Raw genomic sequence first — 15,586 nt, forward strand, 5'->3', positions numbered from 1 at the left:
TTGTTCCCAATGGTTCAAAGATACTAATTTGAAAGCAAATCACAACTCTGCTGGCTGACTTTTTTTTAATTTCTATTGTTTCCAATGGTTCAAAGTTACTAATTTAAAAGTAAATCACAATCCATTCATGTATCTCTTTTTAATATAAACATGTTATTTCTTGTGATTTAAAGATTGTCATTTTCGTATAAGTATTTTTAAGTTTCTTTTTGTGAGCATTAGACTTAATTCTAGCGTTAAATATTGAGAATGCTCAATCTGTTTCAATTGCTTAGTAATTGGGTTAATAAAGGTGGGTATTCCTTTATATTAACGATAAAATCCCAAATGACTTGACAAACGCTTTTTGATGTTGTATATTTGTAGAACGAAAGAAACAATGAAACGACAAATTAAAACTTTAAAAACGAAATGAGACGAATCTTATCTTTTGCTGTATTAGCTGCATTGTACTTCCCCGGATGTACGACCAGTAAAAATGCAGTGCGTTGTCTGAGCCGATGGATTAAAGACTGTAACCCGTTGACCAAAGAGCTTGTACCGACTGGTTATATGCCGTATAATCATCGTTATTTGACGATGAAACAGTATAAGATTATAACAAAACATCTAGGAGATCCTTATGAGTATTAGGGTATAGACGACCCGATTAAAAGCTTGAGGCTGCAACCTTTTATAGGGTTTGTAGCCTTTTTTGTTGCATAAATTCAACGTAAATCCTTCTGAAAGCTACATTCGGGTTTTTAATAAACTTGTTGAGAGTTTATTAGAAACTCAAAAGTCGTTTATGCAGAAAAGATAAACTTTTTTCGGTGTGTTGAAATGAGAAATATACGAAATCTTTGTGTGTCTGGTTAATAATCACTACATTATTAAAGACAGTCTCATTTCATCTTTATTTGTGTAATCTTGAATGGGTAGATGTTTTTTCTTGTAATTCTTTATTTTAATTGAAACTTATCATACAATCATATATGATTGTGAGTATATGAATGTGAATATGTTACTTTGGAGAATAATTTATACCTGGCAAGTCAAGGGTCTTAAATGAGAGAGATCAGTCATAAAATATTTAGCAGAGTAATAACAATAAAAAATGATGAAATGGATACTCTTAAATTGCATTCACACTTTGAAAATTTACTGTATGTGGGAAGAAGCGTGCTCACTAATACAAGTAGCCGCATTCAAAGATTATTTTTTAAAAAAGAGATGTGTATATATGAATACTTGTTTAAGGAGGAAGCAAGTAAAGGCATTGAAATTGTAGTGGACAATGCTGTCTTAGTTTGTGTTTTAGAAAATGATATCTGTAATAAATCTATTCTTTATCTTAATGACTCCACTAATGTAACATCTTATATTAATTATTGCAATAGTACTTTTGAATATGATAAACTTCGTGATAGATGGATTATGCCTGATGGTTATCTTACCCTTTTTATACCGAATGATGACTTTGAAAAGCGATTTGCATTCGTGCAAACCTTAGTATGAATAAACTTCGTGAAGCCTTTGGATTCTTAAGGGGATATATCTGAACATTAGACAATTTGATTTGTTATTTATTATAGTTGGAAGAATATAGACGTTGTTCGCTTTCATTATGATGTAAAACATCTCTATTTACCCATTTTTTAAAGGTTGTTTTTGACTATATGTCAAAACAAACCTTTATATTTGTATATGTGAAGTTAACCGAAAAAATCACTTATTATTGGCTATGATGAAAAAGGAAATCAAATTCAGTCTTGTTTATCGGGATATGTGGCAATCTTCCGGTAAGTATCAACCTCGGGTTGACCAGCTTGTACGTATAGCTCCATTGATTGTTGAGATGGGCTGTTTTACAAGAGTTGAAACGAATGGAGGTGCTTTTGAGCAAGTGAATCTATTGTACGGCGAAAATCCTAATAAAGCTGTCCGTGCTTTTACTGCACCTTTTAGAGAAGCGGGCATTCAAACACATATGCTCGATCGTGGTTTGAATGCATTACGTATGTATCCGGTTCCGGCGGATGTGCGTAAATTAATGTATAAAGTCAAGCATGCACAAGGGGTGGATATCACCCGTATCTTCTGTGGACTGAATGAGACGAGAAACATAATTCCCTCCATTAAATATGCTCTGGAAGCAGGTATGATTCCGCAGGCAACTCTTTGTATCACGTATTCTCCGGTGCATACCGTTGAGTATTATGCCCGAATTGCCGATCAGCTGATTGAGGCCGGTGCACCTGAAATTTGTTTGAAAGACATGGCAGGTATCGGTCGCCCGGGTATGTTGGGGCAATTGGTCAGGACTATCAAGGAGAAACATCCGGATGTATTGATTCAATATCATGGTCATAGTGGGCCGGGATTGTCTATGGCTTCTATCCTTGAGGTTTGCGAAAATGGTGCGGACATCATTGATGTGGCTATGGAGCCCATGTCTTGGGGTAAAGTGCATCCTGACGTGATCTCGGTACAGGCAATGTTGAAAGATTTAGGTTTTCAGGTTCCGGATATTAATATGAAAGCATATATGAAGGCTCGTGCGATGACGCAGGAATTCATAGATGACTTTTTGGGTTACTTCATGGATCCTACCAACAAATATATGTCTTCGCTTTTATTGAAATGTGGTTTGCCGGGTGGTATGATGGGTTCCATGATGGCAGACTTGAAAGGAGTGCATTCCGGTATCAATATGATATTAAAGAGTAAGAACGAACCAGAACTTAGTCTTGACGATTTGCTGGTAATGCTTTTCGACGAAGTGGAATATGTGTGGCCTAAGTTAGGTTATCCTCCTTTGGTAACTCCTTTCAGTCAGTATGTGAAGAATGTTGCATTGATGAATCTTATGCAATTGGTAAAAGGGGAAGAGCGCTGGACAATGATAGACAACCATACCTGGGATATGATTTTGGGTAAGAGTGGACGGCTGCCGGGTACGCTTGCTCCGGAGATTATAGAATTGGCGAAGTCTAAAGGATATGAGTTTGTCGATACTGATCCGCAGTTGAATTATCCGGATGCTTTGGATGATTATCGCAAGGAAATGGATGAGAATGGCTGGGAGTATGGAGAGGATGACGAGGAACTTTTTGAACTGGCTATGCACGATCGTCAGTATCGCGATTATAAGTCGGGCGTTGCCAAGAAACGTTTTGAGGATGAATTACAACATGCTAAGGATGCATCTATGGCAAAGAGTGGTTATTCCGAGGAAGATATCAAGAAGTTGAAACGTGCCAAGGCAGACCCGGTCATTGCTCCTGATAACGGACAGGTACTTTGGGAAGTTTCCGTAGAGGGTCCATCCATTGCTCCTTTCATCGGACGCAAATATCAGCATGACGAAGTCTTTTGTTATCTTTCTACTCCATGGGGAGAATATGAAAAGATTCTGACTGGATTTACCGGACGTGTGGTGGAAATATGTGCACAACAAGGCGCTACCGTACGTAAGGGAGATGTTATCGGTTATATTCTGCGGAGCGATATCTTTGCGTGAGACTTCCTATAAGAGCTAGGGTATAGAGGGTCTCCAATAAAAAATCGGGCTGCAATCTTTTACGAGATTGCAGCCTTCTTTGTTTGTAGACATTCAATGTAAAAGTTACAGGAAGGCTTCTAGCTGTTAGGATTTCAATGGCTATCCATTGATAAGTTAGAGTGTTGAATATAGAAAATACGCATTTTATGAAAAAAATAATTCTTTGATATATCCTGTTGATAACTAGCAATATTCTCTTCCGATGATAATTGATTCCAAACGATGAAAGGAGACAAAAGGGGACCGGACGTTTTACGGTTGATATACCTTTGCAGAGTCATTCAAACAAAGAGAATGACAAACAGATAACCTTTATTTTTTTAACCAATTAAACTTTAACAATTATGGGTTTAGGGTACGTAGTAACAAAAAGAGTGTTCGGTTTTGACAAAGACAAAAACGAAAAGTATGTGGCAAAATCGGTTCGTTCTGGTAAGGTGAGTTTTGCAAAAATGTGTCGGAAAGTGAGTGAGCTTTGTGGCGTCCATCGTAAAGTGGTAGATTTGGTCGTCAGTGGTCTGGTGGACAAGATGGCGGAGGATATTGATGATGGAAAGAAGGTGAGTTTGGTACCTTCACTCCTACTATCCGTGCTAAGAGTACGGATGACGAGAAGGAGGTCTTATCCAAGTCGATCGTTCAGAGAAAGATCTTATTCTATCCGGGAAAAATCTTCAAAAATACGTTGGAAGATATGAGTATTACCCGCCGTGCGGAAATTGAAACGGATTATACGGACGGAAGTAGTAATGGGGGGAATAATGGGGGTAACCCTGATTCGGGCGATGATGGCAAAGGGGAAGCACCGGACCCGGCTGCATAATTGGACTGGACTTTGTATTAAAGCAAGCCTTTAATTAGTGAATGCACAGAGAATCGATTCTTAATCGGTAATCTGTGCATTCTTTTTATATGATTTTCAGCTTTTATACTCCTCAAACTTGCAAAATCGTTTCAATCGTTTCACAGAACCTTTCAGGGCCTGTGTTTTCTCCTGAAAGTATGATTTGATTTATTTTCTAACTTCTATATTTGTCAACAGAAACGAACGACAATGAAACATGGTATCTTTATCTTGGCTATTCTTATGGCTTTGTTAAGCCTTCCAGAAAGTGGGTATGCTTCGGTGCCATTTTTTACTGTTGTAAATGATACAATCCGACGGGTAGTGATATATTTTGATGCGAATGAAACGAATGTGAATCCTTATTATAGGGATAATAATCAGGTAATTATTGCATTGGATTCCTTGTTGTCTGGAAACTTGGATACGAAATATATAACAGCGTTAAATGTAGCAAGTTTTGTTTCTCCTGATGGTGACGAGTCTTATAATAAAAGTTTGGTTACTAAGAGAAATAACTCGATAAAGGAATTCTTGAGGCGATATGAATTAGTTAATAATGTTGATAAGATTCATTTTTGTTCAAAGGGAGAGGATTGGTTGGAGTTTCGTAAGTTGGTGGCATCTGACACCAACTTACCCGACCGGGAAGAAGTGCTGATGTTGATCGACTATCATAAGGATGATATCGCCAAAAGAAAGCGACTGTTGCGTAAGCTAAATCGGGGAGTCGCCTACCGATATATGGTTCGTAATGTATTTCCAGAATTGAGGCGGTCTGTTATAACGATTGTCGGGGAAACTGCGATAATAGATAGAGAGGTTTTTGAACCGGTATCTTCTGTCTCCGGGTTGTTTGTTTCGAATCAGGAAGAGGCGCTTCCGAAGAATCAACCTGATAAGCCTGTGGGAGAAAGTGATGATAAACAGACCTGTGAGGTCGATATGTCGGAGGCAGAAGAGCCGGTGAAAAGCCAAACAGTGCTTGCAGTAAAGAACAATCTATTATATGATTTGGCATTGGCTCCGAATATAGAAATAGAAATTCCAATAGGTAAGAGGTGGTCTTTGAATACTGAATATAAATGTCCGTGGTGGTTGAATAGTAAACACGATTTCTGCTATCAGCTCCTTTCTGGAGGGATGGAAGGACGTTATTGGCTGGGAAACCGGCAGAAACGTAACCGATTGACCGGACATTTTATAGGACTTTATGCTGAAGGTGGAATATACGATTTCCAGTTACGTGGAGATGGGTATCAGGGTAAGTACTATGGAGCTGCGGGAGTGACTTATGGATATGCACGGCAATTGGCACGGCATTTTTCTCTTGAGTTCAGTCTTGGCATAGGGTATTTGACAACAGAATATAAGAAATATACTCCTTATGAGGGGGATATTGTATGGACAAATAGTGGGCGTTATAACTTTATTGGTCCTACCAAAGCAAAAGTTTCTTTGGTATGGTTGATAACAACAAAGAAATAGGAGGGCGTTATGCGAAATACAAGATTCATGCTTCTTGTGCTTCTGTCCTCGCTGCTGATGCTGACCGGGTGTAGCCGTCGCGATATATTGGATGATTATCCTGTAAGTGGAGTAGATATAAAGCTGGATTGGGATGGAGTGACAGATCAACTGCCGGAGGGAGTTCGGGTGATTTTTTATCCGAAGAACGGAGATGGCAGGAAAGTAGATAAATACCTTTCGGTGCGAGGTGGAGAAATGAAAGTTCCTCCGGGACGGTATTCGGTAGTAGTCTACAACTATAATACAGAATATGTACGTATCAGAGGTGAAGAGTCCTATGAAACAATAGAAGCCTACACAGGAAACTGCAATGGTTTAGGGATTGCGGGAACGGAAAAGATGGTTTGGACACCGGATTCATTGTATGTGTTGAATATAGATGAACTGAAAATAGAGAAGAGTGAAGAGGTGCTTCAGCTGGATTGGGAACTGGAATCTGTAGTGAAGAAATATTCTTTCACAGTAGAGGTCAAGGGTTTGGAGTATGTAACGACAGTCGTAGGGTGTGTGAATGGATTGTCAGATTGTTACCGGATAGGCAAAGGTTATGGAGCGTCTTCCTCACAGGCTATTTGTTTTGAAGCGAAGAAAGAGGGCAATAAGGTAGTGGCGTATTTCACAGCTTTTAAGCAGAAGTGGGATGTACTGGCACGAATGTTGAAAGTAGAAGGTGGGAGTACCCGTGCGGAAGGTAACGTAAAGTTGATATTGAGTTTTGTAAGAACTGATAATACAGTGCAGGAAGAAACGATTGATGTTACTGAAATAATAGGTACGCTTGAAGATGTCGGAACAGGCAAGGATGGAAAACAGGAACCGCCGCCGGAAATTGAGTTACCACCTGATGATAAGATTGAAGTTGAAAAGCCGAAAACACCACCGAATCCTGATGGAGGAGGAGGTTTTGATGGAAATGTTGATGATTGGGGACCAGACAAAGAAGTCGAATTACCTGTAAGTTGAAATGGGTAGCATAAACAAAATATAATAATATTATAAACTAAAAAAATACAGTTATGAAAAAGATTTTATTGGCAGTTACGGCTGCTTTAGCAATCACGAGTTGCTCACAGAATGAAGAATTTGAGAATCCGGCACAGAATGCAGAGATTGGTTTTAATACAGCGGTAACTAGAGCTACTGCTATGACTACTGCTGATTTTAGTAAATTTAAGGTGTATGGATATGCTCACGAGGGCGAGTTTGCTGTTGCAACAAAAGCTACATCTATTGTGGATGGTACTTATGAAAAGAAAGAAAATGTTTGGAGTGAGATGGCTAGTCAGAAATTTTATTGGCCATCAAGTGACAATGTTACTTTCTTTGCATATAGCCCTGTTGGAGAAACTGGAACTACCTATACAGCTGCTACAACCTATCCTGGATATCCAACAATAGCTTATACTGTTAATGATATCATTGCAAGTCAATCAGATTTTTTAGTAGTTCAACAGACTGGCGATGGTACAACAAATAAGAGTGGCATTGCTTTAGGCTTTAAACATGCCCTGACTCAAATTGCATTTAAGTTGAAAGGAGCTGATAAGGATGTTAATTACTCTGTAACAGAGTTAGCTTTAAAAGGAATTAAAAAATCAGGAACATACGATTGGAAAGAAAATAAATGGACGGCTGATGATATTACTAAAAATTATACAATTGATATGTCGGCGTCGGCGACTACATTTGTTGGAGATGCAACTGCTACCGAACTAACGGGTAATGACAAAGTTCTGATGCTTATTCCACAGGTACCAACAGCTACAATTGATGTAAAATATATAGCAACAAAAGATGGAATTCAAATTTGTGACGAAACAAAAACAGTGAATATTCCTACTGACGAATGGGGAGTAGGTCAAAGAATTGTCTTCACCATTGCTTTAACACCAGGTAATGAAATGACAATTACTGGTAATGTTGACAACAATGACTGGACTAATAAGGAGCCTTAGCCGGGTGACCTTTAAGAATAAGATGGCATTATTGTTAAGAAAATAATATTCAAATTCTAAAACTGCATGAATGAAAACTAATTCTTCATTTATGCAGTTTTTATATGTGACAGAATAATATATCTTAAAATGCTATCGCTCGTTTTTAAAAGCTAAATAGAATATCATTCTAGGTTAAAAGTTTAGTTTTTCTAGTCTCCACTTATACTCTCTTTTCCACTTTTCTCCCATTTTTTATGGCAATATGAAAACTTTCATATATTTTTGCTGCTAACATAAAATAAGTGCAAACACAGCAAACGTATGCCATCTATTTGTCAAGGAACCTGGGATTGTCAAATATGTCCGAAAGCGGTGAGTAATGCTATTACTCATGTGATTTATCAGCGTGGTTTTCATAAACCAGCTCAAAAGTGTGAAGAAAATCTTATCCTTTTTTTGCTAAAGGGAGAAATGCTGGTTAATAGTAAGGAATATGCGGGGACAATGCTTAAGGGAGGTGAATTTATCCTTCAGGCTATTGGCTCTATGTTTGAGATGCTTGCTATGACCGAATGCGAGTGTATTTATTATCGTTTTATTCAGCCCGAACTGTTTTGTGATTTTCGTTTCAATCATATCATGAAAGAGGTATCTCCTCCACTTATTTATGCTCCACTAAAAATAATACCTGAATTGCACTATTTTCTCAATGGGTCTATCACTTATCTGAAAGGAGATAAAGTCTGCCGGGACTTGCTGTCTCTGAAACGGAAAGAATTGGCATTTGTATTGGGATATTATTATTCCGATTATGATCTTTCAAGCTTGGTGCATCCACTCTCTAAATATGTAAACAGTTTCCAATACTTCGTTATTCAAAACTATAAGAAAGTAAAGACAGTAGAAGAACTCGCTCAATTAGGCGGATATACTCTTAGTACATTCCGTCGTATCTTCAATAACGTCTTTCATGAACCTGTTTATGAATGGATGCTGGCGAGACGTAAAGAGGGCATTCTGGACGACTTGAACAACTCTAAATGTAGCATTTCGGAGATATGCTATAAATATGGCTTTGAATCTTTACCCCATTTTTCTAATTTCTGCAAGAAATCTTTTGGTGCCTCTCCACGTAATTTACGTAGGCAAGACATTTCATAAATGCAACTATGTAAAATAATTGCGGTTCACCGGTTTCACCCAATTCTCTAAATGCCGATGAATAAGGTAACAGCGGGTGAAAGCAAGGGAGAAATTCAGGTGAAACTGAACTTTCCCGGTTTCACCTATTGAGTTTATTCATACCGACTGTTGGAGCTATATATCCAAGGTGTTGGACATATAGCTCCAAGATGCTGGATATATAGATGCAATAACTCAAGTATTAACACATGAGAACTAAGGTGTTAAGACCTGGCGGCCAAAGTATTACATCCGCACAGTTCACTCATTAACACCTGAAAGCGGATTTGCTATAAGCATATCCGGATTAGCTATAATGATAATTGTTTTAGCTCAAGGGATATTTTAATAAGACAGGTGAAAGCGATAACGAATGATTTTACCTTATTTCAATCCTCGCTTTCACCCGTAATTCTCTCATTCATAACAATTTCGGCTATAAGGTGAAATCGGTGAAACTTATGAATTAAAAGTTCATGTTACTACTGATCCGTATTAATAATAATCATGATCCATTCATACATAAAGAAATCCCCTGTCGGACTAGCCGGCAGGGGATTCTGTCATTAATCAAATTAAGCTCTCGCTCTCGAAATCTAGCAATTTCTAGTCTTTTAATTTTGCGATGATGAAGTCACGGTTCAAGCGGGCGATGTTGCTGATAGAGATGTTCTTCGGACATTCAGCCTCACAAGCACGCGTGTTTGTACAGTTACCGAATCCCAGTTCATCCATCTTTGACAACATAGCTTTTGCACGACGCAAAGCTTCCGGTTTACCTTGCGGCAGCAAGTTCAACTGGCTAACTTTTGCAGAGACGAACAACATAGCAGAGCCATTTTTACATGCAGCTACACAAGCACCGCAACCGATACAAGAAGCAGCATCCATAGCTTCGTCAGCGATAGGTTTTGCGATCAGGATAGCGTTAGCATCCTGCGGAGCACCTGTGCGTACGCTCACGTAACCACCAGCTTGCATAATCTTGTCATAAGCTGTACGGTCTACCATCAAGTCCTTGATGACTGGGAAACCGGCCGAACGCCAAGGTTCAACAGTGATCGTATCACCATCCTGGAAACGACGCATATAGATCTGACAAGTAGTAGCACCTGTTGCAGGACCGTGCGGGTGTCCGTTGATGTAAAGAGAACACATACCGCAAATACCTTCGCGGCAGTCATGGTCGAATACTACCGGTTCTTTTCTTTCGCTGATGAGCTGTTCGTTCAGAATATCCAGCATTTCGAGGAAGGAAGTATCGCCAGGGATATCTTTCATTTGGTAGGTTTCAAAAGCACCTTTAGCCTTCGGACCAGCTTGGCGCCATACCTTCAGTGTAAATGATATATTTTTATCCATTTTCTTCTAATTCTTTTAAATGTTTAACTTCACCGATTAGCTCTTGTAGTTACGGGTTTGAACCTTGATAGCTTCGTATACCAACGGCTCTTTGTATAATACCGGAGCTTTTTCATCGTCACCTTGATATTCCCAACATGCTACATAGAAGAAGTTTTCGTCATCACGTTTAGCTTCTCCTTCTTCAGTCTGGTATTCTTCACGGAAGTGACCACCACAACTTTCGTTACGGTTCAATGCATCGTAAGCAACAAGCTCACCCATTGTGATGAAGTCGTACAGACGGATTGCTTTGTCAAGCTCTACGTTCATACCTTCTTTGGAACCGGGGATAAACAGATTCGTTTCGAATTCCTTGCGGATTTCTTTCAATTCGGCAATACCTTTCTTCAAGCCTTCTGCCGTACGTCCCATACCTACATATTCCCACATGACATGACCCAGTTTCTTGTGGATAGAATCAACAGATTCTTTACCCTGGATACTCATGAACTTGTCGATCTTAGCTTGAACTGCTTTTTCTGCTTCAGCAAATTCAGGAAGATCAGTAGAGAAACGAGGAACAGTGATTTGATCTGCCAGATAATTCTGGATTGTATAAGGCAATACGAAGTAACCGTCAGCCAAACCTTGCATCAATGCAGAAGCACCGAGGCGGTTTGCACCGTGGTCGGAGAAGTTACATTCACCGATAGCGAACAGACCCTTGATAGTGGTTTGCAGTTCGTAGTCTACCCAGATTCCTCCCATTGTGTAGTGGATAGCCGGATAAATCATCATCGGATTATAATATTTTACGCCATTAATTTCTTTTGCCAGTTCGCCCGGATTAACGTCAGTGATTTCTTCGTACATATCGAAGAGGTTACCATAACGTTGAAGAACAACGTCGATACCCAAGCGGTTGATAGCTTCAGAGAAGTCGAGGAATACGGCCAAACCTGTGTTGTTTACACCGAAACCTGCGTCGCAACGTTCTTTAGCGGCACGGCTGGCAACGTCACGCGGAACCAGGTTACCGAATGCCGGATAGCGGCGTTCCAAGTAATAGTCGCGGTCTTCTTCAGGAATATCACTTCCTTTGATTTCGCCTTTCTGAAGTTTCACAGCATCTTCTTTTTTCTTCGGAACCCAGATACGACCGTCGTTACGGAGAGACTCGGACATCAGAGTCAGTTTAGACTGTTGGTCACCGTGTACCGGTATACAAGTCGGGTGAATCTGAACGTATGCAGGATTTGCGAATACAGCACCCTTGCGGTAGCAAGAGATAGCAGCCGTACAGTTACAACCCATAGCGTTAGTAGACAGGAAGTAAGCGTTACCATAACCACCGGTAGCGATTACTACAGCGTGAGCGGCGAAACGTTCCAGTTCACCTGTTACAAGATTTTTTGCGATGATACCGCGGGCACGTCCGTCAACGATGACAACATCCTGCATTTCATAGCGGGTGTACAGTTTAACAGTACCTACGTTTACCTGACGGCTCAATGCGGAGTAAGCACCCAGCAGCAACTGCTGACCAGTCTGGCCTTTAGCGTAGAAAGTACGGGATACCTGTGCGCCACCGAAAGAACGGTTGTCCAGTGTACCGCCATATTCGCGAGCGAAAGGAACACCTTGTGCTACACATTGGTCGATGATAGCGTTGGATACTTCAGCCAAACGATATACGTTTGCTTCACGGGCACGATAGTCGCCACCTTTTACAGTATCGTAGAACAGACGGTAAACCGAGTCGCCATCATTTTGATAATTCTTTGCAGCATTGATACCACCCTGTGCAGCGATAGAGTGTGCACGACGGGGAGAATCCTGAATACAGAAATTGAATACTCTGAAACCCATTTCACCAAGTGAAGCAGCGGCAGAAGCACCTGCCAGACCCGTACCCACAACGATGATGTCCAAACGACGTTTATTAGCGGGGTTCACCAATTTCTGGTGAGCTTTATAGTTGGTCCATTTCTCAGCCACCGGGCCTTCTGGAATTTTTGAATCTATCTTGATCATAATATTATTTACAATTTAATCATTTACAATTTACTATTTAGCAAGCACCGCCACAAATCAGTGTTTTCACGAAGAATACCACTACTACCAGTGCGAAACCGAGTACAACAATCGTAGTATAGATGTTAGAGATACATTTCCAACGATCGATCCATACTTTGTTGTTCCATCCCAGTGATTGCATAGAGCTCCAGAAACCGTGAGTCAGGTGGAACCACAAAGCAAATAGCCAAACGAGGTAAAGAACTACGTAAACCGGGCAAGAGAAAGTCTGCTGAATGTGATAAGCGCCGTTTGCCGCATAAGCCAGCGTCAGTGTATCAGCGTGTCCGCCCATGTTGTGAACCAATTCCGGCAACTGCATTTTTGCCCAGAAGTTGAAGAGGTGCAAACCAAGACCTACGATTACGATAAGACCCAGTACCAACATGTTTTGAGAAGCCCACTCTACAGTCTTCGGCTTGTCGACCACTGCATAGCGTTCGCTACCACGCGCTTTGCGATTCTGCATGGTCAGCCAGAATGCGTAGATGATGTGAATCACAAAAAGAGCGGCTAGTCCTGCGGTAGCCACTAACGCATACCAGTTTGCTCCCAGGAACTCACAAATCATGTTGTAACCATCAGCCGAGATGATTGCAACCAAGTTCATCGCCATGTGAAATGTTAGAAACAGGACAAGGGCGATACCGGTAACGCTCATCACCACTTTCCTTCCTACAGATGAATTACTTAACCACATAAATGATTGAATTTAAATTATTTAATTGTTAGAACTAAAATTTCGACGTTTTACACCTCTTACAGACTGCAAAAATAGGGGAAATAGATTGATTGAGCAAGGAATTAAAGAAATAATTCTTTAATAATGAATCAATGCGCTAATGTATCAATATGCCAACCAGTATGTACGCATGGTGCAACTGATTGGCACATTAGTAGGATGGGACTGTTTATTGTACTTTTCCGATTTTCTCACCACCGGCTGCTTTCTTGCGTAAAGCGCGTGGGGTATCTCCGAAAGAGTCTTTACAAAAGTGGGCGAAATGAGACAGGGAGTCGAATCCGTATTTGTTACAGATTTCTGTGATTCGCATTTTGGTGTACTGCAGGTCTTCCAGGATTCCTTCCCGTTTCTTTTCCAGTATCCATTCGTATACGGGCATACCATAGAGGTTTTTGAAAAGGCGGCGGAAAGTAGTGGTCGTATATCCTCCCAGATGCGCAAATTCTTCAACGTTCTTCACGTTGCTGTAATTCTGCATGACGAAATAGTGGAAACTTTCCGTATAAGTGCTGATCGGATAGAAGAATGAACCTAGCTGGGGCAGCGGATAGAAGTTGGTAATCAAGAAAACCAGTTCTTTGCATTTTAAGTCGATATACTTGCTACAAAGGTTTTCTTCGCCGAGGAATTCGGGCATACTGGTGACAAGATGGTACAGTCTTTCACTCATGACAAGCGGAGTGTAGGTCAATGGGGCTCCTGTCTGTTCCATCATTTCTTTGTACCGTTCTTCGCAGAGCAGAGGTAGTTCGTTGAACCAATAGACAACATATTCAACATCTGTCAGTGCCAATATTTCAACCTTGGAACCGATAGCTTGCAGGATAAACTGCTTTTCGCGCAGTGTATTTCCGGGATATTCTTCGCTGTTGATCAGTAATTCACCCTTTATCATAAAAAGCATACAATTCTGCGTACACTTATCCTTGGGGATATGCTCTCCTTTGGGTAAATTTCTATATACAAGGATATTTTCAGTGGCTTTGGGGCATCCCGTACAGTTGGTATATTGTATGCAAAATGAATCTCCTGGCATGAGTTTTATTCATGATTTATTATCTTGACGGAACAAAGATAGGCTTTTTTGCGGAAAATGGAACTCTTTCTTTTATTTATGTTTTAGTAGAAACCTGCGAATATTATTCTTATCCCTCTAAATGAGGTTAGAAAATTCAATATTTATCTGTTTTAGATTTCTGAATAGAAAACGTTCTGTTGATTTTTGGAAGTATTATAGTTGTTTTTGAACATCTGTTTCCCTTTGATATGCGTATTTTTGTAATCTAAACGTTTTAATTATCAATCATTATGTTAATGCTAAGAAAAATTGTATTCTTCTTTTTTGTGTTTGTTGGATTATCATTGTTTGCACAACAAGACTATATGGTCAGTTCTTATGTGCGGGGCAATTTTTACAACCGTGGTCGTATTTCTACAGAAAGCTTGCGGGCAAGTGACGACCTTATTTTCTTGAATGTTCATCCTAATAAAGACGGATCACTTGCATTTGAGAATCCACTTGCATTTCAAGGAAAAGGGGTGACAACTTGGGAAGGATTGATTAAATCGGTTCGTGCAAAAGTAAAAGGGACAAAAGCGAAAATACGTCTGGGAGCTTCCAGTGGCGAATGGAAAGCGATGGTAGTCGATGAAACTGCTCGTACGACGTTTGCAAAGAACATAAAGACTGTACTGGAAAAGAATAAACTGGATGGCATTGATCTTGATTTTGAGTGGGCAGAAAATGAGAAAGAATATAAAGATTATAGTTTGGCTATCCTGAAGATGCGGGAAGTGTTGGGAGACAAGTATCTTTTCAGTGTATCTCTGCATCCTGTTTGTTATAAGATTAGTAAGGAAGCTATTGAAGCAGTTGATTTTATTTCACTTCAGTGCTATGGTCCTTCACCGGTTCGCTTTCCGATAGAGAAATATTGTTCGGATATACAGATGGTATTGGAGTATGGCATTCCGAAGGAAAAACTGGTAGCAGGAGTTCCTTTCTATGGTGTGACAAAGGATAATTCGAAGAAGACAGAGGCTTATTTCAGTTTTGTACAAGAGGGACTGATTACGGAACCTGCACAAAATGAAGTAATATATAAGGGAGAGAAATATGTGTTTGACGGACAGGACAATATCCGCACTAAGACCCGTTATGCGATGGAGCAAGGACTGAAAGGCATGATGAGTTGGGATTTAGCCACAGATTTGCCGCTGGATGATTCTAAATCATTGCTCAAAGCGATGGTTGAGGAATTAAGAAAATGACCTCCCCTACAGGTCGCAGAGTTTCCTATTGGGAGGTATCAGAAGGGATTTTTCATTATTGTTCTGAATGATAGAGCAACATGAAAGTAAATTCTACTTCTGATACATCTTCC

General features: G+C 40.0%; 12 protein-coding genes and 1 pseudogene. 9 read left to right on the forward strand and 4 right to left on the reverse strand.

From position 1 onward, the window contains the following. Positions 1 to 411: 411 nt before the first annotated feature. The 8 genes and pseudogenes from DXA54_RS02965 (at position 412) to DXA54_RS03000 (ending at position 9,016) form a co-directional block, all read left to right on the forward strand. A complete protein-coding gene (locus DXA54_RS02965; protein WP_032846614.1) occupies positions 412 to 633 on the forward strand; it encodes a DUF4248 domain-containing protein in 222 nt (73 codons plus the stop codon). A gap of 471 nt (positions 634 to 1,104) precedes the next feature. Next, the gene (locus tag DXA54_RS02970; protein ID WP_004322958.1) at positions 1,105 to 1,497 is read left to right on the forward strand and encodes a hypothetical protein; all 393 of its coding nucleotides are present in this window, start codon (positions 1,105 to 1,107) and stop codon (positions 1,495 to 1,497) included. A gap of 229 nt (positions 1,498 to 1,726) precedes the next feature. Continuing rightward, positions 1,727 to 3,502 carry an oxaloacetate decarboxylase gene (locus tag DXA54_RS02975; protein WP_120078990.1) on the forward strand — a complete coding sequence of 592 codons (1,776 nt, stop codon included), beginning with the start codon at positions 1,727 to 1,729 and terminating at the stop codon, positions 3,500 to 3,502. A 386-nt stretch (positions 3,503 to 3,888) separates the two neighbouring features. Beyond that, positions 3,889 to 4,367, forward strand: a pseudogene (locus tag DXA54_RS02980) (DNA-binding protein). Positions 4,368 to 4,598: 231 nt separating this feature from the next. Then, complete coding sequence (locus DXA54_RS02985; protein WP_120078949.1) at positions 4,599 to 5,876, forward strand: DUF3575 domain-containing protein; 1,278 nt, start codon at positions 4,599 to 4,601, stop codon at positions 5,874 to 5,876. Between the two features lie 9 nt (positions 5,877 to 5,885). Then, complete coding sequence (locus tag DXA54_RS02990; RefSeq protein ID WP_243647630.1) at positions 5,886 to 6,881, forward strand: DUF5119 domain-containing protein; 996 nt, start codon at positions 5,886 to 5,888, stop codon at positions 6,879 to 6,881. 53 nt (positions 6,882 to 6,934) lie between these two features. Next, the gene (locus tag DXA54_RS02995) at positions 6,935 to 7,873 is read left to right on the forward strand and encodes a fimbrillin family protein (RefSeq protein ID WP_120078950.1); all 939 of its coding nucleotides are present in this window, start codon (positions 6,935 to 6,937) and stop codon (positions 7,871 to 7,873) included. Positions 7,874 to 8,176: 303 nt separating this feature from the next. Next, positions 8,177 to 9,016 carry a helix-turn-helix domain-containing protein gene (locus DXA54_RS03000; RefSeq protein ID WP_008775267.1) on the forward strand — a complete coding sequence of 280 codons (840 nt, stop codon included), beginning with the start codon at positions 8,177 to 8,179 and terminating at the stop codon, positions 9,014 to 9,016. A 627-nt stretch (positions 9,017 to 9,643) separates the two neighbouring features. Here DXA54_RS03000 and DXA54_RS03005 read toward each other — a convergent pair. The 4 genes from DXA54_RS03005 to DXA54_RS03020 all read right to left on the reverse strand — a co-directional run bounded on the left by DXA54_RS03005 (position 9,644) and on the right by DXA54_RS03020 (position 14,238). Further along, positions 9,644 to 10,399, reverse strand: coding sequence for a succinate dehydrogenase/fumarate reductase iron-sulfur subunit (locus DXA54_RS03005; RefSeq protein WP_009001188.1), 756 nt, complete (start codon positions 10,397 to 10,399; stop codon positions 9,644 to 9,646). Positions 10,400 to 10,435: 36 nt separating this feature from the next. Then, positions 10,436 to 12,415: a fumarate reductase/succinate dehydrogenase flavoprotein subunit gene (locus DXA54_RS03010; RefSeq protein ID WP_120078951.1), complete on the reverse strand. Its 1,980-nt coding sequence runs from the start codon at positions 12,413 to 12,415 to the stop codon at positions 10,436 to 10,438. 37 nt (positions 12,416 to 12,452) lie between these two features. Beyond that, entirely contained in the window at positions 12,453 to 13,157 is a 705-nt protein-coding gene (locus DXA54_RS03015) for a succinate dehydrogenase/fumarate reductase cytochrome b subunit (RefSeq protein WP_120078952.1), read from the reverse strand. A 211-nt stretch (positions 13,158 to 13,368) separates the two neighbouring features. After that, complete coding sequence (locus DXA54_RS03020) at positions 13,369 to 14,238, reverse strand: helix-turn-helix domain-containing protein (protein WP_120078953.1); 870 nt, start codon at positions 14,236 to 14,238, stop codon at positions 13,369 to 13,371. A 272-nt stretch (positions 14,239 to 14,510) separates the two neighbouring features. Here DXA54_RS03020 and DXA54_RS03030 point away from each other — a divergent pair, with 272 nt between their 5' ends. Continuing rightward, positions 14,511 to 15,473: a glycoside hydrolase family 18 protein gene (locus DXA54_RS03030; protein WP_120078954.1), complete on the forward strand. Its 963-nt coding sequence runs from the start codon at positions 14,511 to 14,513 to the stop codon at positions 15,471 to 15,473. Positions 15,474 to 15,586 lie beyond the last annotated feature (113 nt).

Origin of the sequence: Bacteroides sp. OF03-11BH (assembly GCF_003604005.1) — a bacterium.
In the GTDB taxonomy this organism is placed as follows: Bacteria; Bacteroidota; Bacteroidia; order Bacteroidales; family Bacteroidaceae; genus Bacteroides; species Bacteroides ovatus.

What these genes read in the sequence shown, in the direction of transcription:
- DXA54_RS03005 (WP_009001188.1), bottom strand. Translation starts at nt 10,399, where the DNA reads ATGGATAAAAATATATCATTTACACTGAAGGTATGGCGCCAAGCTGGT.
- DXA54_RS03010 (WP_120078951.1), bottom strand. Translation starts at nt 12,415, where the DNA reads ATGATCAAGATAGATTCAAAAATTCCAGAAGGCCCGGTGGCTGAGAAA.
- DXA54_RS02965 (WP_032846614.1), top strand. Translation starts at nt 412, where the DNA reads ATGAGACGAATCTTATCTTTTGCTGTATTAGCTGCATTGTACTTCCCC.
- DXA54_RS02995 (WP_120078950.1), top strand. Translation starts at nt 6,935, where the DNA reads ATGAAAAAGATTTTATTGGCAGTTACGGCTGCTTTAGCAATCACGAGT.
- DXA54_RS03015 (WP_120078952.1), bottom strand. Translation starts at nt 13,157, where the DNA reads ATGTGGTTAAGTAATTCATCTGTAGGAAGGAAAGTGGTGATGAGCGTT.
- DXA54_RS03030 (WP_120078954.1), top strand. Translation starts at nt 14,511, where the DNA reads ATGTTAATGCTAAGAAAAATTGTATTCTTCTTTTTTGTGTTTGTTGGA.
- DXA54_RS02985 (WP_120078949.1), top strand. Translation starts at nt 4,599, where the DNA reads ATGAAACATGGTATCTTTATCTTGGCTATTCTTATGGCTTTGTTAAGC.
- DXA54_RS02975 (WP_120078990.1), top strand. Translation starts at nt 1,727, where the DNA reads ATGAAAAAGGAAATCAAATTCAGTCTTGTTTATCGGGATATGTGGCAA.
- DXA54_RS03000 (WP_008775267.1), top strand. Translation starts at nt 8,177, where the DNA reads ATGCCATCTATTTGTCAAGGAACCTGGGATTGTCAAATATGTCCGAAA.
- DXA54_RS02990 (WP_243647630.1), top strand. Translation starts at nt 5,886, where the DNA reads ATGCGAAATACAAGATTCATGCTTCTTGTGCTTCTGTCCTCGCTGCTG.
- DXA54_RS02970 (WP_004322958.1), top strand. Translation starts at nt 1,105, where the DNA reads ATGGATACTCTTAAATTGCATTCACACTTTGAAAATTTACTGTATGTG.
- DXA54_RS03020 (WP_120078953.1), bottom strand. Translation starts at nt 14,238, where the DNA reads ATGCCAGGAGATTCATTTTGCATACAATATACCAACTGTACGGGATGC.